We start from the raw sequence: 25,487 nt of genomic DNA on the forward strand, positions 1-25,487 counted from the left end.
TGGTTATCATTAGAAAGTACGGAGAAAAGTGAGGTATATCATAAATTTTGATTCAAAACAGTTTATTAAACACACGGGTTTTACACGAAAGCAGCAGCAAAACAAGCAGCCAGGTTGAAGAAAAAACAGATTAGATAAAGTGAAGTACGATAACTTTAAAATTTTTCGATCATTTTTATTTTATATCCACATTAAAGAGATTCTTAATATGCTTGTCTACACTTTGTTTTTGGATATCAAGAGCTCAACGAAAAGCTTGAAATGGAAAAAGAAGAGTTAGAAGCGAAATTACAATGGTATGAGGAACAGTTTCGGTTGCTTCAAAAACAAAAATTCGGTGCTTCCAGTGAGAAAACAGATTCCAATCAGCTATCCCTTTTCAATGAAGCAGAGGATACTTCCGATTCCAAACAAGAAGAACCTACGGTTGAGACGATTACATATAAGCGCAAAAAGCAAAAAGGCCAGCGCGATAAACAATTAGAAAACCTGCCTACGGAAACGGTAGAATACCGTTTACCTGCTGAGGAACAGGTGTGTTCGTGTTGCGCTGGAGAATTACATGAAATGAGCACTCAAGTGCGCAAAGAATTAAAGGTGATTCCAGCGCAGGTAAAAGTGGTGGAACACGTACAGTACGTCTATAGCTGTCGTCATTGTGAACAACACGAAATAAAAACACCTATTCAGACGGCTAAGATGCCCGAGCCTGTATATCCAGGTAGTTTAGCATCTCCTTCAGCCATAGCCTTGACGCAAAAATACGTGGAAAGAATGCCGTTGTATCGCCAAGAGAAACAATTTGAACGCTTTGGTATCTTTATTCCCGACAAACCCTGTCCAATTGGGTCATATATGGTGCGACCACTTGGCTTGAACTCATTTACAATGCAATGGACGCCAAGCTATTGGGACTCGATGCCATCCATGCGGATGAAACAGTTGTACAAGTTTTATCTGAACCAGGTAGAAAGGCAACTTCCAATTCATATACGTGGCTGTATCGTTCTGGACACACGGATGTGCCCATTGTTCTATACAATTATCAGCGAACCCGAGCTGCCAAACATCCGCGGAAATTTCTAGAAGGATTTCAAGGATACCTTATGGTGGACGGTTACCCTGGCTATAATGGATTGCCAAATGTCATCTTGGTCGGGTGCTGGGTACATGCGCGCCGCAAATTTACAGAAGCATTACAGGCGCTTCCGGAGTCTTCGTCCACTACAGCTGTAAAAGCGAAAGAAGGCTTAGACTTTTGTAAACAATTATTCGATATCGAACGCGAACTAAAGAGCGTTAGCCCACAGGAACGTTAGAAACAACGTTTGGAGGCGCAGTCAGCCCGTGCTGGATGCTTTTTTCAGCATGGCTGAAAGAACAAACCCCAAGAGTACTTCCTAAAAGTGCCCTTTGCAAAGCGATTAAGTGTTGCCGTAACCAGTGGGATCGTTTAGAAGGATTTTTAAAAGATGGACGGTTGGAGATAGACAATAACCGTGCAGAACGATTGATCAAGCCTTTTTTGTGATGGGGAGAAAAGCTTGGCTTTTTAGCAATACCGCAAAAGGAGTTACATCCAGTGCGATCATTTATAGTGTAGTAGAAACAGCCAAGGAAAACGGATTAAATCCATTCCACTATCTCAGCTATTTGTTTGAAAAGCTTCCCAATATAGATACAACAAATAGAGAACAACTAGCCCAACCCTTGCCGTGGTCAACTACACTGCCTCAAGAGTGCCGCATTCCAACTAAATCTAATTAGATCATAACACATGCCCACATCTATGTGATATGCTCCCAATATGGTAGACAGAGAAATAATAAAAAATCTCTACTACTATATTGGGGGCATTTTCTTATGTATAAAAGAAGGAGTAAGCATACGTTAGATGAAAGAATCGAGGCGGTATTACGTGTAATGGAGGGGAGGGCGTCTGTCAGTACGATTGCTAAAGAATACTCAGTTGACCGTACTAGATTAACTTATGGGTGCGTAAATACGAAGCAGATGGTGTGGATGGTTTAAAGGAAGCGAGGGCATGGAAGAAGTATTCCAGCGAACTGAAAAGGGAAGCTGTTGAATTTTATCTAAATGGAAAAGGCAGTCTGAGAATGACTTGTGAGAAGTTTAATATTTCATCTAGTTCGGTTTTACGTCAATGGATAAACCAGTATACTAGTGGGAAAGAGATAAAATCTACTAGTAAAGGGAGAGAACCCATGACAAAAGGGCGTAAAACCACGCTTCAAGAACGCATTGAAATTGTCCAATATACGATTGCGAACAAACACAATTATCATGAGGCGGCTAAAAAGTATAACGTTTCTTATCAACAAGTATATAGCTGGATACGTAAATATGAAAAAGATGGGAAACAGGGTCTTCAGGATCGTCGTGGAAAAACGCTAGAATCAAAGGCTAGCCTTACCGAAGAAGAGAAATTACAACTTCGTATTAAAGAACTGGAACACCGTAATCAGTATTTAGAGGCGGAGAATGGCTTATTAAAAAAGTTGAAGGAAATCGAAAGGGGGATGGGACAGCGCGACTAGGTAAACATCTAGCTAAATTTCAAGCGATTCATGACTATCACAAGGAGACAACAATACCCATTCTATTACTCTGTGACATTTTAGATGTATCCCGATCTGGGTACTATAAATGGTTGAAACATAAACCTACAGAACGACAAAGGGAAAATGAATGGCTCATGAAAAAAGTGAAAGAGGAATTCAGAAAGTATAACGGTAACTTCGCTATCGTCGAATAACCATGGCGATCAATCGCAAATATAAGAAGCAATATGACGAGAAAAGAATTCGACGCTTCATGATTCAAATGGGCTTAAAATCGCATATTCGTCGCTCCAATGGCTATTCCACGAAGACAAGCTATATCAATATTGAAGAAAACATTTTGAATCGTGAATTTACTGCGGGGAAGCCGAATGAGAAGTGGGTAACGGATATCACGCATGTGACGTATGGCTTTGGTAACAAGGCTTATTTAAGTGCCATTAAGGACCTTTATGACGGTTCGATTGTCGCCTATCAGGTTGGGCGCTATAATGACAATCCTTTGGTTATGAACACGCTAAAAGAAGCGATAGAGGCAAATCCTGACGCAACCCCTTTAATTCACAGCGATCGTGGTTCACCATACACATCAAAGGAATATCGTTATCTTACGACGGAAGCTGGGATGAAACGCAGTATGTCACGTGTAGGCAATTGTATTGATAACGCACCAATTGAAAGCTTCTTTGGTCATTTTAAATGTGAAAGCTATGACTTAAAGAATTACAAGAACTTTGAGGCGCTAGAAAAAGATATTGATAAGTACATTACATTCTATAATGAGGAACGATACCAAAAGAGATTAAACAGCCTAGCACCATTAGAATACCGGCACCAGGTTGTGGCATAATTTTTTTATTTTTTCACTGTCTACTTGACAGGGTGCAGTTCACTTTGACTTTCAAAATAACCTAATCAACATTGATAAAACCTGGTTAATCGAAAAAGATAAAGAACCTGATTTTGGACCTACCAAAAATCATGAGACGAGAGAAATTGTAATGATTGAACCGGTTATGCTATTTAAAGAGTTATTTGAAAGTACTCCGACAAACATGAAACAATTGGTTTTTTATAGTTCGCAGTCAAAATATCATGTAATAAGCAACAATAATCTCAATAAAGTGTTGAGGAGAGTTTTGTCTGATTTAGGTATTGAGACGATAACCTCTCATGGGTTGCGGCATACCCATGCCAGTTATTTGATTTATGAAAAAGTATCTCTTGATTATGTCAGTGAAAGATTGGGACATATTGATACTACCAGGAAGACTTATGTTCATTTATTAAAAGAAATGCGAAATAAAGAGGAAGAAAATACGCTTAGAGTGCTTAATGCTTTAAACAGTGCTTCAAAAAATAATCCGAAAACAAGAAAAGTAAGCTAAGTCAAGACACAAGCGGGATTAGGAAGGGTAATTCTTGTACCAATTTTGTACCAAGTGTAGATCTCTTTTTAACTGATTTTAAATTAATTCGTTAACCTCTTGTTGCCAGTATTTTATTCTTCAATCTTGAAAAATTTTTAATTCCATAGGACTTACGTTTTAACACCTTTATCTTATTGTTTGTCCCTTCTATGTATCCATTGTTAAAAGGGGGATACATCAATGATGGAAGGATTTCTGTTTTCCATCGCTGAAACGTATAATAAACGCGTTGAAATGAATCCATACCTGATTCTTTTAATGTCTGCATACATGCTTCTAATCCAGCTTTAGCTGTATCTTTATCGCTTTCCTTAAACCATTGATCTAACTTATTCTTAAGTTCATATGCTTTTTGTAATCTGGGATCAATATCAAGAAGCTTTTGTACCTTTTCTGACTCTTCTTCATCCAGTTTATATACCGATTTCCATAACAGTTTTTTACTACGTTTCATCTGGATACGTGGCTTTTTATCCAAATCCCTCTGAACTTCTCGGCGTACTTCATCCAGTGCCCAATATACTTGCCTCATATAGTGAAATCGATCGGCAATAATCAATGGATTGCCTAATGCTTTTTGTACAGCTTGTTTAAAGGATTTTGACAAATCCATAACAACTATTTGGACTTTACTCGTATCACGGGATTGTAAATACTCTTTTATGGTATCTACTTTTCTGTCCGGTAAAATATCGATGATTTCTTTGTTCTCCACATCTGCAATGACTGTTTGAAACCTCTCTCCTCCTGCATCTCCTTTAAACTCATCAATAGCTATAGCACGTGGTAGAACCTTCTTTGTTTGCAGGGGATGACGATCAAACAAACGGATTAATCGATTCGTTGTCATACCAGATAAACGGGCTGCATCCGTAAATGAACCGATTGCCGAGTAAGTTCGTGCGCTCATTTGTAACGAATTGGTGCACCTTTGATACCGATCCACCATTTGTAAATGTTCATAAAAGGTATGGTGGCAATGGGTACATAGATATCTTCTTTTTCGCAGAGAAATTTTCACGGATGTATGGGATAGATTTGGCCCTTGAATCAACTGTTTTCGGTAGCTGTGCACTCGCTTTGTTTTCGCTTTACAGGATGGACATGTTTGCTTTTTAACCTTCGTATAAAGCTCTACCAACCATGTCGCGGGTTCTTCTTTTATATCCCATACTTCTACTTGTTTATCTTTTATCCCCAATAAATCTATGATAAGATGATATTGCACTCTTTCCCTCTCCTTTACCTTTTGTGTCTGCAACTCAAGGTTATCAAAAGAGAGGGGAGTGAGTGTATTTTTTTGCATCTTTCTGTGCATTGGCACAATAAGGAGTACCACCACATTTAGTATAGAGCCCTAAATTTCGCACGTTCTACGTTAAATACAACGCAAAAGACGACATCCTAACGAATAAATTCCGTTAGAACGTCGTCATATCAACGTTAATGATACCGGTGGTCGGGGTCGAACCGACACTCCCAAAAAGGGAACGGGATTTTGAGTCCCGCGCGTCTGCCAATTCCGCCACACCGGCATGGAGGCGGTAACCGGATTTGAACCGGTGATAAAGGTTTTGCAGACCTCTGCCTTACCACTTGGCTATACCGCCATTAAATATAAAATTGGAGCGGAAGACGGGATTCGAACCCGCGACCCCCACCTTGGCAAGGTGGTGTTCTACCACTGAACTACTTCCGCTTAATGGCTGGGCCACTAGGATTCGAACCTAGGGTACACGGGATCAAAACCCGATGCCTTACCGCTTGGCTATGGCCCAATATACAAAAAGGGCGACCGGTGGGGATCGAACCCACGTATGCCGGAGCCACAATCCGGTGCGTTAACCACTTCGCCACGGCCGCCATATTTATTTGGCAGGGGTAGTAGGAATCGAACCCACATCAAAGGTTTTGGAGACCTTCGTTTTACCATTAAACTATACCCCTATATGCAAAAAATGGTGGAGGGGGAGAGATTCGAACTCCCGAACCCTGAGGGAGCGGATTTACAGTCCGCCGCGTTTAGCCACTTCGCTACCCCTCCACTATGTTGAAACAAAAATGGTGGCTCGAGACGGAATCGAACCGCCGACACAGGGATTTTCAGTCCCTTGCTCTACCGACTGAGCTATCGAGCCATTTGTTTTATGTATAAAAGTCAAACTCATTTTAAAGTGGCGGTCCGGACGGGACTCGAACCCGCGACCTCCTGCGTGACAGGCAGGCATTCTAACCAACTGAACTACCGGACCAAAACATCTATCTTATAATAATATTGGTTGCGGGGGCAGGATTTGAACCTACGACCTTTGGGTTATGAGCCCAACGAGCTACCAGACTGCTCCACCCCGCGATATAATTATATCCACTAAACCGCCTATAAGACAGTATATAAGATACAAAATGAATTTTCAAGCGTTTTAGACTATTCGTACTGGTGGAGGATGCAGGGCTCGAACCTGCGACCCCTTGCTTGTAAGGCAAGTGCTCTCCCAGCTGAGCTAATCCTCCTGAAATGGTGACCCGTACGGGATTCGAACCCGTGTTACCGCCGTGAAAGGGCGGTGTCTTAACCGCTTGACCAACGGGCCAATATGAAATTTATATGATAGTGGCGGAGAGCGAGGGATTCGAACCCTCGAGGCCGCGGTAACGGCCTACACGATTTCCAATCGTGCTCCTTCGGCCACTCGGACAGCTCTCCATTGGCTCCACAGGTAGGATTCGAACCTACGACCGATCGGTTAACAGCCGATTGCTCTACCACTGAGCTACTGTGGAATGATACCAATTAGAATTACAATGCCTGGCGGCGTCCTACTCTTGCAGGGGCAAAGCCCCAACTACCATCGGCGCTGGAGAGCTTAACTTCTGTGTTCGGCATGGGAACAGGTGTGACCTCTCCGCCATTACTACCAGACAAAGTTTCTGTCGTTGTGTGCTAAAAAATAGGCACAAATCTTATTATAAGCGTTTTCGAGAAAAAATCAAGGTTTTTGTTGAAAAAAATCGATTCCTGATTTATACCTCAAAAACTAAATAAGAGATCATCCAACGATTCATCTTCCAAAATGGTTAGTTAAGTCCTCGATCGATTAGTATCCGTCAGCTACACGTGTCACCACGCTTCCACCTCGGACCTATCAACCTCATCATCTCTGAGGGATCTTACTCACTTTTAGTGATGGGAAGTCTCATCTTGAGGGGGGCTTCATGCTTAGATGCTTTCAGCACTTATCCCTGCCACACGTAGCTACCCAGCTATGCTCCTGGCGGAACAACTGGTACACCAGCGGTGTGTCCATCCCGGTCCTCTCGTACTAAGGACAGCTCCTCTCAAACCTCCTGCGCCCACGACGGATAGGGACCGAACTGTCTCACGACGTTCTGAACCCAGCTCGCGTACCGCTTTAATGGGCGAACAGCCCAACCCTTGGGACCGACTACAGCCCCAGGATGCGATGAGCCGACATCGAGGTGCCAAACCTCCCCGTCGATGTGAACTCTTGGGGGAGATAAGCCTGTTATCCCCGGGGTAGCTTTTATCCGTTGAGCGATGGCCCTTCCATGCGGAACCACCGGATCACTAAGCCCGACTTTCGTCCCTGCTCGACTTGTAGGTCTCGCAGTCAAGCTCCCTTCTGCCTTTACACTCTGCGAATGATTTCCAACCATTCTGAGGGAACCTTTGGGCGCCTCCGTTACCTTTTGGGAGGCGACCGCCCCAGTCAAACTGCCCGCCTGACACTGTCTCCGGACCGGATCACGGCCCTGGGTTAGAAGGTTCGTACAGCCAGGGTGGTATCCCACGGTTGCCTCCACGTAAGCTAGCGCTCACGCTTCGATGGCTCCCACCTATCCTGTACAAGCTGTACCAACATTCAATATCAGGCTACAGTAAAGCTCCACGGGGTCTTTCCGTCCTGTCGCGGGTAATGCGCATCTTCACGCATAGTATAATTTCACCGGGTCTCTCGTTGAGACAGTGCCCAAGTCGTTGCACCTTTCGTGCGGGTCGGAACTTACCCGACAAGGAATTTCGCTACCTTAGGACCGTTATAGTTACGGCCGCCGTTTACTGGGGCTTCGGTTCTACGCTTCGTGCCGAAGCACTAACGTTTCCCCTTAACCTTCCAGCACCGGGCAGGTGTCAGCCCCTATACTTCGCCTTTCGGCTTCGCAGAGACCTGTGTTTTTGCTAAACAGTCGCTTGGGCCTATTCACTGCGGCTCCTCCTTAAAGGAGCACCCCTTCTCCCGAAGTTACGGGGTCATTTTGCCGAGTTCCTTAACGAGAGTTCTCCCGCTCACCTTAGGATTCTCTCCTCGCCTACCTGTGTCGGTTTGCGGTACGGGCACCTATGAACTTACTAGAGGCTTTTCTTGGCAGTGTGAAATCCGGAACTTCGGTACTCTATTTCCCTCCCCGTCACAGCTTGAAATTATCGGACGGATTTGCCTATCCGACTTTCTCACTGCTTGGGCGCACACATCCATCCGTGCGCATTCCTTATCCTACTGCGTCCCCCCATCGTTCAAACGTTCATGAGGTGGTACAGGAATATCTACCTGTTGTCCATCGCCTACGCCTTTCGGCCTCGGCTTAGGTCCCGACTAACCCTGAGAGGACGAGCCTTCCTCAGGAAACCTTAGGCATTCGGTGAAAGAGATTCTCACTCTTTTTTCGCTACTCATACCGGCATTCTCACTTCAAAGCGCTCCACCAGTCCTCACGATCTGACTTCACTGCACTTTGAACGCTCTCCTACCATTGTTCGTAGAACAATCCGCAGCTTCGGTGATACGTTTAGCCCCGGTACATTTTCGGCGCAGAGTCACTCGACCAGTGAGCTATTACGCACTCTTTAAATGGTGGCTGCTTCTAAGCCAACATCCTGGTTGTCTGGGCAACTCCACATCCTTTTCCACTTAACGTATACTTTGGGACCTTAGCTGGCGGTCTGGGCTGTTTCCCTTTCGACTATGAACCTTATCACCCATAGTCTGACTCCCAAGGATAAGTAGCTGGCATTCGGAGTTTGACTGAATTCGGTAACCCGATGAGGGCCCCTAGTTCAATCAGTGCTCTACCTCCAGTACTCTTTCCTTGAGGCTAGCCCTAAAGCTATTTCGGAGAGAACCAGCTATCTCCGTGTTCGATTGGCATTTCACCCCTACCCACACCTCATCCCCGCATTTTTCAACATACGTGGGTTCGGGCCTCCAGTCAGTGTTACCTGACCTTCACCCTGGACATGGGTAGATCACACGGTTTCGGGTCTACGACCGCATACTATATCGCCCTATTCAGACTCGCTTTCGCTGCGGCTCCGTGTCTTCCACTTAACCTTGCATACGATCGTAACTCGCCGGTCCATTCTACAAAAGGTACGCCGTCACCCATTAACGGGCTTCGACTACTTGTAGGCACACGGTTTCAGGTTCTCTTTCACTCCCCTCCCGGGGTGCTTTTCACCTTTCCCTCACGGTACTGGTTCACTATCGGTCACTAGGGAGTATTTAGCCTTGGGAGATGGTCCTCCCGGATTCCGACGGAATTCCTCGTGTTCCGCCGTACTCAGGATACACTCCGGAGGAGATTCCTTTTCGATTACAGGGCTGTTACCTTCTTTGGCGGATCTTTCCAGATCGCTTCATCTAAAGAATCTCTTGATAACTCCTATGGAGTGTCCTACAACCCCAGAAGGCAAGCCTTCTGGTTTGGGCTGTTTCCGTTTCGCTCGCCGCTACTTGGGAAATCGCATTTGCTTTCTCTTCCTCCGGGTACTGAGATGTTTCAGTTCCCCGGGTATGCCTCTTCTATCCTATGAATTCAGATAAAAGTACTACTCCATTACGAGCAGTGGGTTCCCCCATTCGGAAATTCCCGGATCGACGTCTACTTACGACTCCCCGGGACATATCGGTGTTAGTCCCGTCCTTCTTCGGCTCCTAGTGCCAAGGCATCCACCGTGCGCCCTTATTCACTTAACTAACTTTCTATTTATGAATAAGCATATTACTTTTCAGCTTTTGGTTTTCTAGCTTCAGCTCATAGCAATAGCATGACTTCCTTCCTCTCCATACGATAAGTCAACATCGATTCACTTGCGTTCACCGTGTTCCTTTATCTCCTTCGAGTCAGTCCAGTCTGTACATCGCTACACATTCGCTTCCGCTTTTAGTTTGATGTCGTTGTTACTCTTATTTAGTTTTCAAGGTACAAAGTTTCTACAGGATGTCGTGACTTCTGTGTTCGTCACAGGACGTGACGGATTTTAACAGAAAATCCTTTTATCCTTGAGAGGTATAATTTACTCTCTCAAAACTGAACCAAACAACCAAGTATGTCTTCCGCATAGTCTAGCTTCAACGTTCAAACAACGCCAAAGCTTCCTATCTATTCCTTAGAAAGGAGGTGATCCAGCCGCACCTTCCGATACGGCTACCTTGTTACGACTTCACCCCAATCATTGGTCCCACCTTCGGCGGCTGGCTCCAAAAGGTTACCTCACCGACTTCGGGTGTTACCAACTCTCGTGGTGTGACGGGCGGTGTGTACAAGACCCGGGAACGTATTCACCGCGGCATGCTGATCCGCGATTACTAGCGATTCCGGCTTCATGCAGGCGAGTTGCAGCCTGCAATCCGAACTGAGAATGGTTTTATGGGATTTGCTTGGCCTCGCGGCTTCGCTGCCCTTTGTTCCATCCATTGTAGCACGTGTGTAGCCCAGGTCATAAGGGGCATGATGATTTGACGTCATCCCCACCTTCCTCCGGTTTGTCACCGGCAGTCACCTTAGAGTGCCCAACTAAATGCTGGCAACTAAGATCAAGGGTTGCGCTCGTTGCGGGACTTAACCCAACATCTCACGACACGAGCTGACGACAACCATGCACCACCTGTCACTCTGTCCCCGAAGGGAACTCCCTATCTCTAGGGGCGTCAGAGGATGTCAAGACCTGGTAAGGTTCTTCGCGTTGCTTCGAATTAAACCACATGCTCCACCGCTTGTGCGGGTCCCCGTCAATTCTTTTGAGTTTCAGCCTTGCGGCCGTACTCCCCAGGCGGAGTGCTTAATGCGTTAACTTCAGCACTAAGGGGCGGAAACCCCCTAACACCTAGCACTCATCGTTTACGGCGTGGACTACCAGGGTATCTAATCCTGTTCGCTACCCACGCTTTCGCACCTCAGCGTCAGTTACAGACCAGAGAGTCGCCTTCGCCACTGGTGTTCCTCCACATCTCTACGCATTTCACCGCTACACGTGGAATTCCACTCTCCTCTTCTGTACTCAAGTCCCCCAGTTTCCAATGGCCCTCCACGGTTAAGCCGTGGGCTTTCACATCAGACTTAAAGGACCGCCTGCGCGCGCTTTACGCCCAATAATTCCGGACAACGCTTGCCCCCTACGTATTACCGCGGCTGCTGGCACGTAGTTAGCCGGGGCTTTCTGGTTAGGTACCGTCAAGGTGCCAACCTATTCGAATGGCACTTGTTCTTCCCTAACAACAGAGTTTTACGATCCGAAAACCTTCATCACTCACGCGGCGTTGCTCCGTCAGACTTTCGTCCATTGCGGAAGATTCCCTACTGCTGCCTCCCGTAGGAGTCTGGGCCGTGTCTCAGTCCCAGTGTGGCCGATCACCCTCTCAGGTCGGCTACGCATCGTCGCCTTGGTGAGCTTTTATCTCACCAACTAGCTAATGCGCCGCGGGCCCATCTGTAAGTGACAGCATATGCCGCCTTTCAACATCTCGTCATGCGACGATATGTATCATCCGGTATTAGCCCCGGTTTCCCGGGGTTATCCCAGTCTTACAGGTAGGTTGCCCACGTGTTACTCACCCGTCCGCCGCTCGTTCCACAAGCGTCACCCCCGAAGGAGATCTGCTTGCTTCCCGCGCTCGACTTGCATGTATTAGGCACGCCGCCAGCGTTCGTCCTGAGCCAAGATCAAACTCTCCATAAAAGTTTGTGATGATGAACACCGTTCTTCGTCATTCTTAGCTTCTTCCGAGATTGCTCTCGGTCGATTTTTTAAAAGAAAAACAGAGATTGCTTTTCTTGACATACTGGTTGTTTTGTTCAGTTTTCAAAGAGCAAATTTGTTAGCGCCTTTTTTTTACGACACAACTTCTTTATTATACCATTATGAAACTACTTTGTCAACAACTTTTTTCAAGATGTTTTTCCGCTTCAAATTGGCGACTTTCTTAATATAACATATCACTTATAGTTAAGTCAATATCTTTTTTTAAAAAAATGTTTGTCGTTAAATTCACTGGAATTTTTGCGACGCTTATCACTCTATCATGGCTTCATTCTAAAGTCAATCCTAATTTATAATATTTTTTTCTAAATGATACATTTCATATAAAAAGCCTCTATGACATATCATTCAACGGATCAGGAATAAAGCCTTGCTTTATCTTACACTTGCAACTCCTGTACATTAAAAAGAAGAAGGGAAATATCTGCTATTCGTTAAACGAAGTATGATTATTTTCCTCATGTCACCTTACTTAATTGTACTATTAAACATACACTCTCCATTCCATTACCTTCATAAAGACTTTTTTTACTATAATATTGCTCCAGAAATGCCATACCAGAAATGCCATACCAACAATGCGTCCTTATTTTTTTGTAAAACGAAACACCTTCTTCATACCCTTTGACAAATGGTTTCTTAGCATAGGACAACACTTTTCAGAGCCCTGAGTAGTATATCTTCTTTAATTTGTTCAGCAATAAGACTCTCCAGCAAACAAGACAGAAGCAAACACGCATATAAGCCATAAAATAATTGCCTCTATACTATATGAAAATCACCAACAATCGTTACACTATTTACCTACAGTATATTTTCTATGATATACGCCTTCTCCTTTTGTTGGCTCTGTATCAATCATAATCATCCCTTTCTCAACTAAATAAGTCATTATTGCAGACAAATCTAAAGAATAGGCTTGTAGTTTCGGTAATGCTTGCAGTTCACCGTAATACCAAGATCCGCCCTCAGACTTCATAATATCCAATAAATGTTTCACGGCCATCTCTGCTCTCCCATTAATAACATAATCCATTGCTAGTAGCATTAATTGTACTCTCTTTTTCTGTTCTTCTTTATTCTCGATAAATTCTTCATATAGTTTATAAACTTCGATATCTATTTGTTTTACTTGGTTCCAAACAGTCACTTCAGGATAATATCCTTTTTCAATAACAGCCAATCTTGCCAAATAATGAAGCGAATATAAAATCTTGCTGTTTGAATCCATATACTCTCCAGCTACTAACAACTCTTTCGCCTCGTTATAGCTTTTTATTAGCTTTCCAAACTCTATTATTTTACGTAAATCTCGCTTAGAATCAGGAAAATCTTGTAACGTATTTTTTAATTCCTGAATAAATTCATTTCGATCAAAGACTACTCTTCCATATATAATCCATTCCACTGCATTTCGATAACCGCTAGTATCAATCCACTCCATTAACAGTTCTTCCGCCACTATATGAAGAGCACACGCCTTGTTTGCAAATTCGTAATGTTTCACATTCCACACTTTTTCAGCTTCCTGAACAATAATAAGAAGAATTACATCGAAATTATCCGTAATCGGACTGTCTGGTTTCGTTTTTTCTACTGTTAATATGCCTAATACATTTGAGTCACTGGCATGATGTTGATAAATTGATCGTAGGAAACGCTCCATTATTATTTCCTCCATTTTCATTTCGCTCTATTGTAAAAACATGATAAATTTTGTAAGTAATCAGAGGGTTTTCTTTTATCCACTACTGATTGAAAGTACTACTTAAGTATAACCTAAAAGTCTCTTACTAAATTGACTAGATGTTGTTATCTCCAACTTAAGAATTGTTGTAGTGTGAATCTCATATCTTGAAGTAGGAGTCTTACAGCAATTTATATGCGGGATATTTTTTCATTTTGCTATTTGTAAGCTACTTCTGTATTTTTATAATCAAAACGAAAGATTGTCAATGGGTTGCATGGACAATTGACAAAGATTTACACAATGATTTGCATAAATTGTCGTATTATATTACATTCGCTGTAAAAGGGTAAAATCCTTTTTTATAAGATAAGAAACTATAAAATGAGGTGCTTATGGATACGAAATAACCGAATAGCCAAGTCCGGCGCATGAGCCCAGCAACGGTGCGACTTCACGAAATGCGCCCTACGATAAGGCCTCATCGGTTCATCGCTAGAGGAAGGCCGACTAAAAACGGGCTTGCCGCCCAGACGTCGGCATACCCCCTTTTTAGTGGCATGATTCCTTTATCTTTCGTTGATTTGTTCCATTCGCTACGTTGCTAAACGGGCGCCCCCGCCTTTGTTCAGCTCAAATATTATCATTAGTAAAGCTTTTACTTAGTACTTAGAGGCGAAAAAAATACGGGGTAAAACGGAAGATTCAATTGCTTATAACAGTGAATCTTCATCTATTGGGGGGTTCATCCCTCCTTACTGATGGTTAGTAACGTAATGGTTGAGCTAAAGTCCTCTTACGAAATAGAGTATTTAGGTACTGTTATCTCCAACTTAAAATGTTGCAGTACAGATCCAACTCCTAAGCCTTACAGCACCTTATATACGGGATAAATATCCAAGTCTATTAAAAATCTCTTTAGCCCATCCCTTTGAACAACTAAACATCAGTGAGAGATAGTAGACTCACTTACTGATTGAAGATTCACTTTATATAAATATATGCTATACTACCTATTGAAGGATTAGGGGGATTAACATGGCACAAATCGTTTATTCAAGCAAAATTAATAAAATTAGATCCTTTGCATTGATTCTTATATTTGCCGGGATTCTTCTTATGTATGGGGGAATACTAACCAAAAAAATTCCTTGGTTAATGGTTACCTTTTTTATTCTAGGTGTTTTAATGGTTATATTAAGTTGTGTTGTTTATCTTTGGATTGGGACCTTATCGCTAAAAGCTGTACCAATCATGTGTCCCAGCTGTGAAAAACCAACGAAGATGCTTGGACGCGTTGACGCTTGTATGCATTGTAAACAACCGCTAACCCTAGATAAAGATCTAGAAGGAAAAGAATTTGATGAAAAATACAACACAAGACGTTATAGCAAAACAAAGAAGTCGGAAGAGAATCAAAATAAAAAATAACCATTGATGTAGTGGATCTTCCCACTACATCAATGGTTTTGATAGGCTCCATTTAAGAGATTGTTTAACAAGTGCACTAAAATAGATACATCGAATTTTTGCATTATCTTGCTCCTACATCTCTTGAAAAAGGGATATCCTTTCCTTGCATGAGAATGGGTTTCGAGGAAGCCCATACTAATGCTCGTACAAACTGCCCACGTCCTTGTGACAGGCGTAGATATCAGTACATCCTGTACAAACGGTACTCAAAACTTCCCCACCTTGAACTCAGGCGCCAGGATGAAAAATCTCCATTGCAGTCACAATAGAGATTTCAATGATTAACCACTTTTTTGTTTGTTTTTTGCTTCCTTTTGACATTCTTCACATTCACCATACAATTCCATGCGGTGGTGACTGACTTTAAAACCAGTTACCTGTTCAGCTAATGCCTCCACTTCATCTAATGAAGGATAATGAAAGTCAACAATTTTTCCACATGAGTTACAAATAATATGGTAATGATCTGAAGTATTACAATCAAATCTGCTTGAAGAGTCGCCATACGTTAATTCTCTTACTAAGCCTACTTCACGCAAAACACGTAAATTATTATAAACAGTTGCTACACTCATATTTGGAAATTTACCCTCAAGAGCTTTATAAATATCATCAGCTGTAGGATGAACCATCGAATTGAGTAAATACTCAAGAACCGCATGTCGTTGTGGAGTGATACGGACGCCTGAAGCTTTCAATGTATTAATAGCCTCTTGCAATCTGTTTTCAGACACCCTCATCCACCTCGCTTTCAGTAGTTTATACAAAAATAATTCATTCTTAAATTATAATCTTTATAATTAGTTTAATCCCTACAACCGCATTCTGTCAATAATAGCACACTATTTATTATTTTAAAATGATTTTCATTGTAAAGTACTATATCATAATAATGAAAACCATTTCTTGAGGAAATTAATTCCATTTTTAACTAGAATAACTCTAGTTTAAGTCATTTTCGAATTACGTCATATGTAGGGAACGTTCTTCTCCTTTAAGTGATTGGTTAATATATCGTGCAGCGACAAATAAATAATCCGATAACCGATTAAGAAAAGCAATGGCTAATGGATTTACACCTTCAATAGCTACTGCTAGACGTTCTGCTCTTCTCGTTACTGTTCTTGCGACATGTACGGCTGATGCTGCTTGGACGCCGGAGGGTAAAATAAAATTTGTTAACTGCTCTAGCTGCTCATCCCAATGATCAATTTGCTTTTCTAATGTTTGAATATGCTCTTCTTTTAGTTGCCAAGGAACTTCTTTATCTGCTGGTGTGGAAAGCTCTGAGCCAACATAAAACAGCAATGTTTGTACACTAATAAGTTCTTGAATGACAGTTGTTTTTTTAGGAAATGACTTTTCTTCCAAAAAACTTATTGCCAAACCAATCATGGAATTCACCTCATCACAAGTTCCATATGCCTCGACACGAAGATCGTTCTTATTTACTCGTTCTCCGTATATTAGCGAAGTTTTTCCTTTATCCCCAGAACGAGTATATATTCGCATGCATCTACCTCCTCACTTCATTTTAAGTTACACGAATAGTTTTCCCAAATTCCAACATATAATCGTAACCATACCATGAAGTTTTCTATGCAACAAGTCGATAACCGAAATCGATTATCAGCCTTACAAAAGAATATGGAATTCCATACATTATCGTTTTAAACAGTGAATATATTCGATTCGCTAGTAAAGGGAAGCTTAATACCACTAATATGGGGGCAAAAGAAGCATAGCATAAAAACCGATGTTTGCTTATAACGAGCAATAAAATAAAAATCGTTTAACCGTGCCGCTTCAGAAGATCACACCTCTTAAAGATTAAATCATAATACAGAACCCGGTATCCGTTCCCTGTTACACAAAAGGGGACCTAAAAGACCACCAAACCATTGGTCTTTCAGGTCAGCCCCCTTAATTACATATTATTCATTTTGATTACTTTTCCGCTTAAGGAAGAAAAGCAATAATCCAAATGCTAAAATCAATGAACCAATTAATATAAAACTAAAGATATTTGTTGCTGTATTTGGTAATTTAGACCTCTCCTGAGAACTTTGTGGATTCTTTGCATTTTTCGTGCCTTCTGTACCTTTCGTGCCATCAGTTGTATTAGGGTCATTATTTGCTTCGGAACCATTATGATCGGATTGCTGCGTCAAATCTGAAATTGCTTTCTCTAGGTTGTTAAGTGCTTGGTCGACTTCTTCCTGTGTTACTTCTTTATCCGCTATTACATCCTGAGCTTCTTTTAAAGCTTGAGTAAATACCTTCCAGCTATTTGCAGTGTAATCCGACTTATTTTTCTTCTTTGCTTTAGATATAGCTTTTTCTAAGGCTGATTTGTCTACTTTCACTTCTTCTAAACCTTTAATGGCATCCATTAAGGATTTAACGGCTGCATCCACTTCATTTTGGGTGGCTTCTTCATTGTTTAGAATTTTGTGTGCTTGTTCTAAAGCTCCGACTAGGACTTTCCAGCTTTCCTCAGTATAGTTTGACTCATCTTTCTTGCTTGCTTTGTTCACCACTTCTTTTAAGTCTGACTTATCTACTTCAACTGCATCTTGTTTTTCTTTTAGACCTTTAATTGCTTCTTTTAGGTTTTTAACAGCTTTATCTACTTCGCCTTGAGTAGCTCCCTTATCTTCTAAAATATTCTTTGCTTCTTCCAACATTAAACTAAAGGATTTCCAACTGTCTTCTGTATAGTTCGCTTCTTTCTTAGCTTCAGCCTCTTCTACGACTTTCTCTAAAGCTGATTTGTCAGCTTTTTCTTCTAGTTGTTCCATTGCCCTTATTAATGTTTCAAAAGCTTTATCTACTTCATTTTGGGTGGATTCTTCGTTAGCTAAGACGTTTTCCGCTTCTTCTAACGCTTGAACAAAGTGCTTCCAACTGGTTTCTGTATAGTTCGTTTCTCTCTTAGTTCCTGCCTCTTCTATAACTTCTTCTAACGCTGATTTGTCTACTTTCTCTTCAAGTTGATCCATTGCTTTCGTTAGAGCTTTAAAAGTTTCGTCCACTGCATTCTGGGTGGCTTCCTCATCATCCAGAATCTTCTTGGCGATATCTAGTGCTTGTACAAAAGCCTCCCAGCTATCTTCCATGTATTTCGATTTGTCTTTAGTATCCGCCTGCTTCACAGCGAATTCTAATTTCGATTTATCCACTATCCCAGGCTTAACTTCTAATGACTCCATAGCATTAGTCAATGATGCAATGGCTTCAGCTACTAATTCTTGAGTTGCTTCTTCATTATCCAATACAGCCTTTGCTTCTTCTAGCGCTGCGACAAAGGTTTTCCAACTTTCTTCCGTATAATTTATTTCTTTCTTAACTTCAGCTTCTTCTATGATTTCTTCTAACACTGATTTATCTACTTTCTCTGTAAGTTGATCCATCGCTTTAGTCAAGGCTGCAAAAACATCGTCTACTTCATCCTGGGTTGCTTTTTCATCGGCTAAGACGTTCTTTGCTTCTTCTAATGCTTGAGCAAAGACTTTCCAGCTAGCTTCTGTATAGTTGGATTCCGTTTTAGTTTCTGCCTCCACTATCACTTCTTCCAAGATCGATTTATCCACTTTTTGCTCTAACTGTTCTATAGCTTTCGTTAACGCTTCAGCTGCTTTATCTACTTCATCCTGGGTTGCTTTTTCATCGGCTAAGACGTTCTTTGCTTCTTCTAATGCTTGAGCAAAGACTTTCCAGCTAGCTTCTGTATAGTTGGATTCCGTTTTAGTTTCTGCCTCCACTATCACTTCTTCCAAGATCGATTTATCTACTTTTTGCTCTAACTGTTCTATAGCTTTCGTTAACGCTTTAGCTGCTTTATCTACTTCATCCTGGGTTGCTTTTTCATCGGCTAAGACGTTCTTTGCTTCTTCTAATGCTTGAGCAAAAACTTTCCAGCTAGCTTCTGTATAGTTGGATTCCTCTCTCTGTAGCGAATCATCAATTATACTTTTAAGTTCTTCTTTGTGGACCATTTCTTTAACCGTAACGCTACTAGTTGCCTTATGTCCACCGCTTACAGTTTGAGCTGTAATGGTGGCATTTCCACTAGTAATACCCGTAACCATACCATCACTATTAACTGTTGCAACCTTTTCATTACTACTACTCCATTTAACCTCTTTATTTGCTGCATGTTGAGGTTCAACTTTTGCATGTAATTGAATTTCTTCATTAACTTTTAATTCTATATTTTCTTTATCTAGAGTTATGCTTGTTACAGGAACAATAGACGCTTTAAAATTACCAATTGTATGATTTAATAATTTTAATGTCTGGTGATAGCTAATTGCAGCTTTATCTCTTGCTGAAACAAAAGAATCCCATTTTTTTAGCGCATTAACTAATTCTTCTCGTTCACTTTTCCCGACCGATTCTTTAGGTATTTCTTTTAATAACTTTTGTCCTTCCTGCTTAAGCTTATTCACTTTAGAGTAATCGTAAATCTCCAACTCAAACATACTATAGCCATATTTGGTAGTTGGTTTGGTTAAAGAAATTTTTACATATTTAGCTGTCGTATCTTTTAAATGAATAATATCCCGATTTCCTTTTGGTGAATGATCGGAATAAGAATATACCTTTTCAAAATCTTTTCCATCTTTAGAAACAAATATTTCATACTCGCTTGCTCTAGCTTGTTCCCACTCCATTTTTACAGTATCAAATTGTTTCTCATCATCTAATTCAACCATTATCCATTGATTATCTCTCTCTTCAGGACCAACTTTGTACTGAGAACCCCACCTTGTTGCATAATCTCCATCTATAATATTTGCTGCTTTGTGAGAGTCATTATATTGGGAAGATGCCGTTGCCTTTTGCTTATAAGCTAAATTCCTAGGTTGGTCTACCGTTTTTTTAAACTTTTTAAGCTTTTCCTTTACCTTCCCAGCCAATCTATCATATGTGATAATATCTAAGTTTTTTTCTGACAAATATGATTTTAATTCATCTTTAGCCGCAATTAATTCACTTCTTGCATTTTGATCCCCAGCATCAGTTAGTATAGAACCCAACAGTTTTTCAACTTGCTCTACTAGCTTTTGACCACTTGTTTTCAAATCTAGGTTACCGTATATTTCTACTTCAAACATACTGTAGCCATATTTGGATGCTCTTTCCGACATAACTATTTTTACATATTTAGCCTTTACATCCTGCAAATTAATGGTATCGATTTGACTCCTCGTCTTATCCTTATAGGAGTATACGGTTTTAAAGTTTTTTCCATCTTCTGATACTTGAAGATCATATTTATTTGCCCTTGCCTTTTCCCAAAAAACTTTAACGGTACTCAAATCATATATTTCATCTAATTCAATCATTATCCACTGATTATCTTTTTCCTCTTCCGTATCATAGTTGTACTTTGAACCCCATCTTGTTCCAAAATTACCATCCGTTATAAAGGAGGCTGCTTGAGAACTATCATATTCAGAAGAAGCTGTTACCTTTTGCTGGTAAGCAATATTTTCTTGCAAACTATTTTCTAACTTATTATTCGTTATTATGAAGTTATCTATCGTTCCCTTTATGCGGTTACCTATTTTTTCAAGAGGTAGGACAAAGGTTGACGAATCACCTGTACGTCCCTCTAATTTATTAATTTGAGTTGATGTTGAAACTTTCTTTCCATCAATATATAGAGTTGTTTCTCGATTATTTCCTGTTATTATGATATTCTGCCACTTATTTTCTTCTAAGGAATAATCATGCTTAAATTTATAGTTTTCAAACTTATATTTACTTCCTTCAGATGTTTTCTCGTTTCTTTCATAGCCTAATTTTCCAGTTCCGTCAATGTCGAGATAAAAATTCCCTTCATCACCAGAAAAAAGGGTTGCGTTTTCAAGTGAATCCTTATCTAGTTTAATATCAAATGATACACTATATGGGTAACCTATAGAATCAAATGGTAATTCAAGATATCCATTACCATCTAATTGCAGCGCCTTTCCATTCCCATTATCAACGATAGTACCGCCGTTGATTTTCGCATTATAATCATTTCCAGATAAATCTTTTACAACGTTGTTTTCAACGGAATTAAAATCGTATTTTGCTACAATTTCGGAATTTGATCTTATAAATCTGGCAGGATTGGACATAGGAATTTCGTTTTCAACCGCACCTACCCGTTCCATAAATTCTCCAGAAGTCTGGCCTTCTGTTTTTTCGCCGTACCAAGTTTTTTCAGACACGAGCATAACCGCATCCTTTAGCCGGTCAAAAATGTCAAAACTTGATAAGCCGCCAGAAAATGATGTTACATCATTCCACAAGGCAAATTCAGCACCTTTAGTTTGCGGATGAGCAAACGGCATGGTTGCTCCTCCTATTCCACCTGATGATTTTGGCCTGAATTTATTCACCTCCCATTTGTCGTATTTATCTTTAATATCTAAATAGTCCGGGTAACCAGCATTTCCAATTGGAACAATATATAAATCAGTACCAGTTGTATTAATTATATCGAATCCCATATCATACATCTCGTTTACATCTGACCAGTGAGTTGCCCAAATATTCATCGTTGCATCACTACTTACTGGTGTATCACCATCAAAACCATTTTTTCCAAGTGACCCCCATAACCTCGTTTCATATCCTTTATTGTTTACATACTTGATAAAGTGGTCCGTATACGCTCTCATTTCTTCAGAATATTTTTTATCATATTCATCTGTACCAATATGAAATTTGTCACTTTGAACTACGCGATTTTTATCATTGGGACTTTCACCTAAAAACTCATCCATCAGAGATTCGATGAATGGATAAACCAACTTACGCTTTTCCGGTGTTGTTATATCCAAAGCACCTTTTTTCAACATCATATCCGGATTAACTGCTCTAAAGCTCTCAGCATGGTACGGTGTATCAATCTCTGTAACAACATCGATTCCATGTTTTTTCATCTCTTTTTGGAAAGCAATATATTCATCTTGTGGGTAATAACCATCTTTCGCATTTATTTCTGGGTATTTTTTACTTTCTACTCGGAATCCATGATAATCAGCGGATGCCCAGTAATCGTTAATATGCATTTGTAATTCATTTAACTTAAACCACGACATATACTCTGCCATTTCTTGAACTTTTTCTAAAGGTATAAACATTCTTCCTACATCAAGCATTCCAGAACGAACTTCATATTTTGGATAATCTCTCGCATATCCTTTTGGTATTGTATTTTGATTTTTTGATTGATAAAGGATTTGTGTAAGAGAAATTCCTCCATACTGAATCCCTTTCATTTCAGGTGCACTAATTTCAATATTATCCTTTATATTTAACGTATAACCCTCTTTACCCAAATGCTCTTGTGCACGGTTTAATGTTAGGTAAATATCGCCTTTAGCAGCTTTAGAACCCTTGTGAATATTTAACTTTTTACCAACCATTTCTTGGATATAACCTTGAATAGTAGTTGCAACCCCTATAAGTGCATCCGCATTAGCAGAATCTATTACTATTTTGGAATCCTCTAAGAGAGTGAACTCGCCTTGGTAGCCCTTCCATTCCCGGAGACCTGGAATTACGTTAGGAACAGAGTTATCCCCTTCTTCTTTCTCATATTGTCCTTTAACGTTTATTGGGATGTCGTTAGCTGACACAGCTACATCAGAACGATCATTTTTATTGGCAACCTTATATAAAATATTAACCTTCATATCCATAATCGGCTGATAATAATTAAGATTCATATCAATGATTTGTTTATTATCTGACCCATATAATGTAACTTCATAATTCTTATCCGGTATTTCTGGCAGTATAATTGAATTCCCATCACTAGAAATTTTCGGCTTATACGCTTCAATGTAATTTAGGGCGTCTTCTGCATTTTTAAACGTCACAGGTGTATTTTCTTCAGCTGCTACTACTATTCCTGAAAACATATTTAAGACTAAAAACAGAATGCTAATTATACTAAAATAAAATCTTTTTGTTCGCATCTTTATCCTCCTACCTCCATATTACTTTTAACCATAGGACCTACTATAAGACCATTTTTTATAGTCGAATTGAAAGAATCAATAATACCTAATACTATTTTTCACTAGAAAGATACCCCTCACTTTCATTAAATAATTTTGGTTTTCAAGTTACTTATAATTAAGAAAGCGCTTTTCTCACCTCCTTGATGAGTTTGCTTGAATGTTAATATAGGCACAATACCTTCTAATCTATTTAAATTGAAAACCGATGCCGTAGAGAAAATAAGCAGCATGAAACCGATATCATTTATAGGCATATTCATTTATTCATAAACTATTTGAATAATGATATATCAACCTTACGATACGTACTCGAGTATCGCCTTTCCTTTCCATCTCTTTCCTTTGTCGAACAACTCAAAGTTATCAAAAGAGAAGGATTGTCTACTTTTTAACATACGATCTACCATCTTATTCTAATAAGAGACACTACCACACTTAGTATCGAGCCTCTTTTATTCCATAAGTGGAGAGCCACACTTTCTAGTATAAAGTCTAAAAAGTAAAAAGGCATGGTGGCAATAACGGAAGTACACACCCGTTATTAAAACCACCATGCCTAATCAAGTTAGTCACATGATACCTATATTTTATTACGTTAACGTTATCACAATTTTATATTATGTGTCAACTCTTCTCATGAGCGTTAAATTAAAGTGAAGTCTTTTACTATACTTACGTCTGGGATAAGGATTACCTGTGTAACCTTAAAACCCACGTCAAAAATTTCAACTAATGTGGAAATAGATAATCTCTTTCCTCTTCGTGCACCATATGCTATAAGCTGCCAGTCAATACACGAGACATCCAAGACGCCCTTATGTGGTAGAGAAAAATGACATGATAGACCGAGTACAACCATACGTCTGTTTGTCCTTTTTAATCAGACACTTACAATTGCTCACGAATAAATTCAAGTGCAGCTTCCACATGCCCTTTCACTTTTACTTTACGAAACTCCTTTTGTAGAACGCCTTCTTTATCTAGAATAAATGTTGAACGTTCGATCCCATAGTACTCTCGGCCAAAATTTTTCTTTAGCTTCCAAACGTCAAATTGCTCCGCTACTTGTTTTTCTTCGTCAGCCAGCAGCAAAAATGGTAGATCATGTTTATCAATAAACTTTTGATGTGATGCTACTGGATCCGGGCTTATACCAATAATCACAGCATCCAGATCTTTGAAGCTCTCATGCGCATCACGGAAGTCACAAGCCTCTGTTGTACAGCCTGGTGTCATATCTTTCGGGTAAAAATATAAAACAACATGCTTGCCTTTAAAATCAGATAAGCTTACTAATTCGCCATCCTGGTTTGGTAACGTAAAATCTGCTACTTTTTCTCCAACTTGTACAGTCATCATTATCCCTCCATCCTATGTTCAGCTTCTACTATATCATACATTTACTCGTCTATTCATTGATCCCTGCTCTGATCTTGATGTTGTACGAGCCTGAGTACAAAAGCAGTAGGTAAAATATAACCAATTAAAGCCTGGATGAGGGCAATGAATCTTCCTATACCAACAGGGGTTATATCGCCATAACCAATCGTTAACATCGTTACTCCGCTAAAATAAACGGCGTGTCCAATGGAGTCAAGTACCCCTCCTTGTCTCAATTCTCCATTTTCAACAAGAACCATATTTTGCATGGAGAGGACGAAATAAATTAAACCAAACCCGATGATAACAATCCCATAAATAAGCAAAAGCATATAAAAAAATTCTAAAGAAAACCCGCTTCGCCTCATATAAAGCTGCATTTTCCCAGCATAAATAAAATCAACTAAGCTCCTCCCCATGACAAAGATTACACAACCAACAAGCACCCATGCTATCATAGCACTATCTCTCCATTTCATACATACTATTACGAGTTTATGCAAATGGTTAAGAAGGCTTGTCATTTATTTATCTATGCGAGATATCCCCCCGCTTCAATCAGATCTGAAGGTTGATCAAGTGAATTTATAATCAGCGGGGTTTTTCATTCATCCCCACGGCTTGTTAGTACCGCCCTGGGTATGACCTAAAAGCCTCTTACGAAATAGGCCATTTAGGTGCTGCTATCTTCCACTTAGACTTGTTGCTGCACAGATTATTCAACTTAAGTAAGGAGTCTTCCAGCAACTTATATATGGGATAAATGGTGGGGAGTTCAAATTCTAAAAGAGATAGAGTAAAATAATATAGAAGCTTGTATAGACGAGGTAAGTCGATGGAATTATCAAT

8 protein-coding genes, 14 tRNA genes, 3 rRNA genes and 3 pseudogenes are annotated in these 25,487 nt (G+C 40.3%); 4 read left to right on the forward strand and 24 right to left on the reverse strand.

Features of this window, described 5'->3' with window-relative positions; genetic code table 11:
* Positions 1–237: 237 nt before the first annotated feature.
* From tnpC to BKP57_RS05050, 3 pseudogenes are all read left to right on the forward strand, one after another.
* Positions 238–1,767 (forward strand): annotated as a pseudogene (tnpC, locus tag BKP57_RS05035) (IS66 family transposase); the annotation flags it as partial.
* A gap of 96 nt (positions 1,768–1,863) precedes the next feature.
* Positions 1,864–3,432 (forward strand): annotated as a pseudogene (locus tag BKP57_RS21605) (IS3 family transposase).
* A 58-nt stretch (positions 3,433–3,490) separates the two neighbouring features.
* Positions 3,491–3,970, forward strand: a pseudogene (locus BKP57_RS05050) (tyrosine-type recombinase/integrase); the annotation flags it as partial.
* A 91-nt stretch (positions 3,971–4,061) separates the two neighbouring features.
* Here the strand turns inward: BKP57_RS05050 and BKP57_RS05055 are convergent.
* The 19 genes from BKP57_RS05055 to BKP57_RS05150 form a co-directional block, all read right to left on the reverse strand.
* Complete coding sequence (locus BKP57_RS05055) at positions 4,062–5,240, reverse strand: ISL3 family transposase (protein WP_072741105.1); 1,179 nt, start codon at positions 5,238–5,240, stop codon at positions 4,062–4,064.
* A gap of 222 nt (positions 5,241–5,462) precedes the next feature.
* A tRNA-Leu gene (locus BKP57_RS05060) sits at positions 5,463–5,547 on the reverse strand.
* A gap of 1 nt (position 5,548) precedes the next feature.
* Positions 5,549–5,622: transfer RNA gene (locus BKP57_RS05065), tRNA-Cys, on the reverse strand.
* A 14-nt stretch (positions 5,623–5,636) separates the two neighbouring features.
* Positions 5,637–5,711, reverse strand: a tRNA-Gly gene (locus tag BKP57_RS05070).
* 4 nt (positions 5,712–5,715) lie between these two features.
* Positions 5,716–5,790, reverse strand: a tRNA-Gln gene (locus tag BKP57_RS05075).
* A gap of 12 nt (positions 5,791–5,802) precedes the next feature.
* A tRNA-His gene (locus BKP57_RS05080) sits at positions 5,803–5,875 on the reverse strand.
* 10 nt (positions 5,876–5,885) lie between these two features.
* A tRNA-Trp gene (locus BKP57_RS05085) sits at positions 5,886–5,959 on the reverse strand.
* Between the two features lie 12 nt (positions 5,960–5,971).
* Positions 5,972–6,056 (reverse strand) — tRNA-Tyr (locus BKP57_RS05090).
* An 18-nt stretch (positions 6,057–6,074) separates the two neighbouring features.
* Positions 6,075–6,150 (reverse strand) — tRNA-Phe (locus BKP57_RS05095).
* A 37-nt stretch (positions 6,151–6,187) separates the two neighbouring features.
* Positions 6,188–6,264 (reverse strand) — tRNA-Asp (locus BKP57_RS05100).
* A gap of 24 nt (positions 6,265–6,288) precedes the next feature.
* Positions 6,289–6,365 (reverse strand) — tRNA-Met (locus BKP57_RS05105).
* Positions 6,366–6,447: 82 nt separating this feature from the next.
* Positions 6,448–6,523, reverse strand: a tRNA-Val gene (locus BKP57_RS05110).
* 5 nt (positions 6,524–6,528) lie between these two features.
* Positions 6,529–6,603, reverse strand: a tRNA-Glu gene (locus BKP57_RS05115).
* A 21-nt stretch (positions 6,604–6,624) separates the two neighbouring features.
* A tRNA-Ser gene (locus BKP57_RS05120) sits at positions 6,625–6,716 on the reverse strand.
* 2 nt (positions 6,717–6,718) lie between these two features.
* Positions 6,719–6,793: transfer RNA gene (locus tag BKP57_RS05125), tRNA-Asn, on the reverse strand.
* Between the two features lie 23 nt (positions 6,794–6,816).
* Positions 6,817–6,932 (reverse strand): 5S ribosomal RNA (gene rrf, locus BKP57_RS05130).
* Positions 6,933–7,087: 155 nt separating this feature from the next.
* Positions 7,088–10,005: ribosomal RNA gene (locus tag BKP57_RS05135) — 23S ribosomal RNA — on the reverse strand.
* A gap of 417 nt (positions 10,006–10,422) precedes the next feature.
* A 16S ribosomal RNA gene (locus tag BKP57_RS05140) occupies positions 10,423–11,987 on the reverse strand.
* The 16S, 23S and 5S rRNA genes sit together here with 14 tRNA genes alongside, the layout of an rRNA operon.
* A gap of 877 nt (positions 11,988–12,864) precedes the next feature.
* Entirely contained in the window at positions 12,865–13,734 is an 870-nt protein-coding gene (locus tag BKP57_RS05150) for a nucleotidyltransferase-like protein (protein WP_050350023.1), read from the reverse strand.
* Positions 13,735–14,793: 1,059 nt separating this feature from the next.
* Here BKP57_RS05150 and BKP57_RS05155 point away from each other — a divergent pair.
* Entirely contained in the window at positions 14,794–15,186 is a 393-nt protein-coding gene (locus BKP57_RS05155; protein ID WP_050350022.1) for a YgzB family protein, read from the forward strand.
* A 323-nt stretch (positions 15,187–15,509) separates the two neighbouring features.
* On the opposite strand, the gene perR is transcribed toward BKP57_RS05155, so the two are convergent.
* From perR to BKP57_RS05180, 5 genes are all read right to left on the reverse strand, one after another.
* Positions 15,510–15,968 carry a peroxide-responsive transcriptional repressor PerR gene (gene perR / locus BKP57_RS05160; RefSeq protein ID WP_050350021.1) on the reverse strand — a complete coding sequence of 153 codons (459 nt, stop codon included), beginning with the start codon at positions 15,966–15,968 and terminating at the stop codon, positions 15,510–15,512.
* 223 nt (positions 15,969–16,191) lie between these two features.
* Entirely contained in the window at positions 16,192–16,740 is a 549-nt protein-coding gene (locus tag BKP57_RS05165; protein ID WP_072741107.1) for a cob(I)yrinic acid a,c-diamide adenosyltransferase, read from the reverse strand.
* 422 nt (positions 16,741–17,162) lie between these two features.
* On the reverse strand, positions 17,163–23,213 hold the full coding sequence (locus BKP57_RS05170; RefSeq protein WP_072741108.1) for a discoidin domain-containing protein: 6,051 nt from the start codon (positions 23,211–23,213) through the stop codon (positions 17,163–17,165).
* 933 nt (positions 23,214–24,146) lie between these two features.
* On the reverse strand, positions 24,147–24,614 hold the full coding sequence (gene bcp, locus BKP57_RS05175) for a thioredoxin-dependent thiol peroxidase (protein ID WP_072741109.1): 468 nt from the start codon (positions 24,612–24,614) through the stop codon (positions 24,147–24,149).
* 56 nt (positions 24,615–24,670) lie between these two features.
* Complete coding sequence (locus BKP57_RS05180; RefSeq protein ID WP_050350018.1) at positions 24,671–25,096, reverse strand: potassium channel family protein; 426 nt, start codon at positions 25,094–25,096, stop codon at positions 24,671–24,673.
* Positions 25,097–25,487: the final 391 nt, after the last annotated feature.

The organism is Virgibacillus sp. 6R, assembly GCF_001895305.1.
In the GTDB taxonomy this organism is placed as follows: Bacteria; Bacillota; Bacilli; order Bacillales; family Amphibacillaceae; genus Virgibacillus; species Virgibacillus pantothenticus.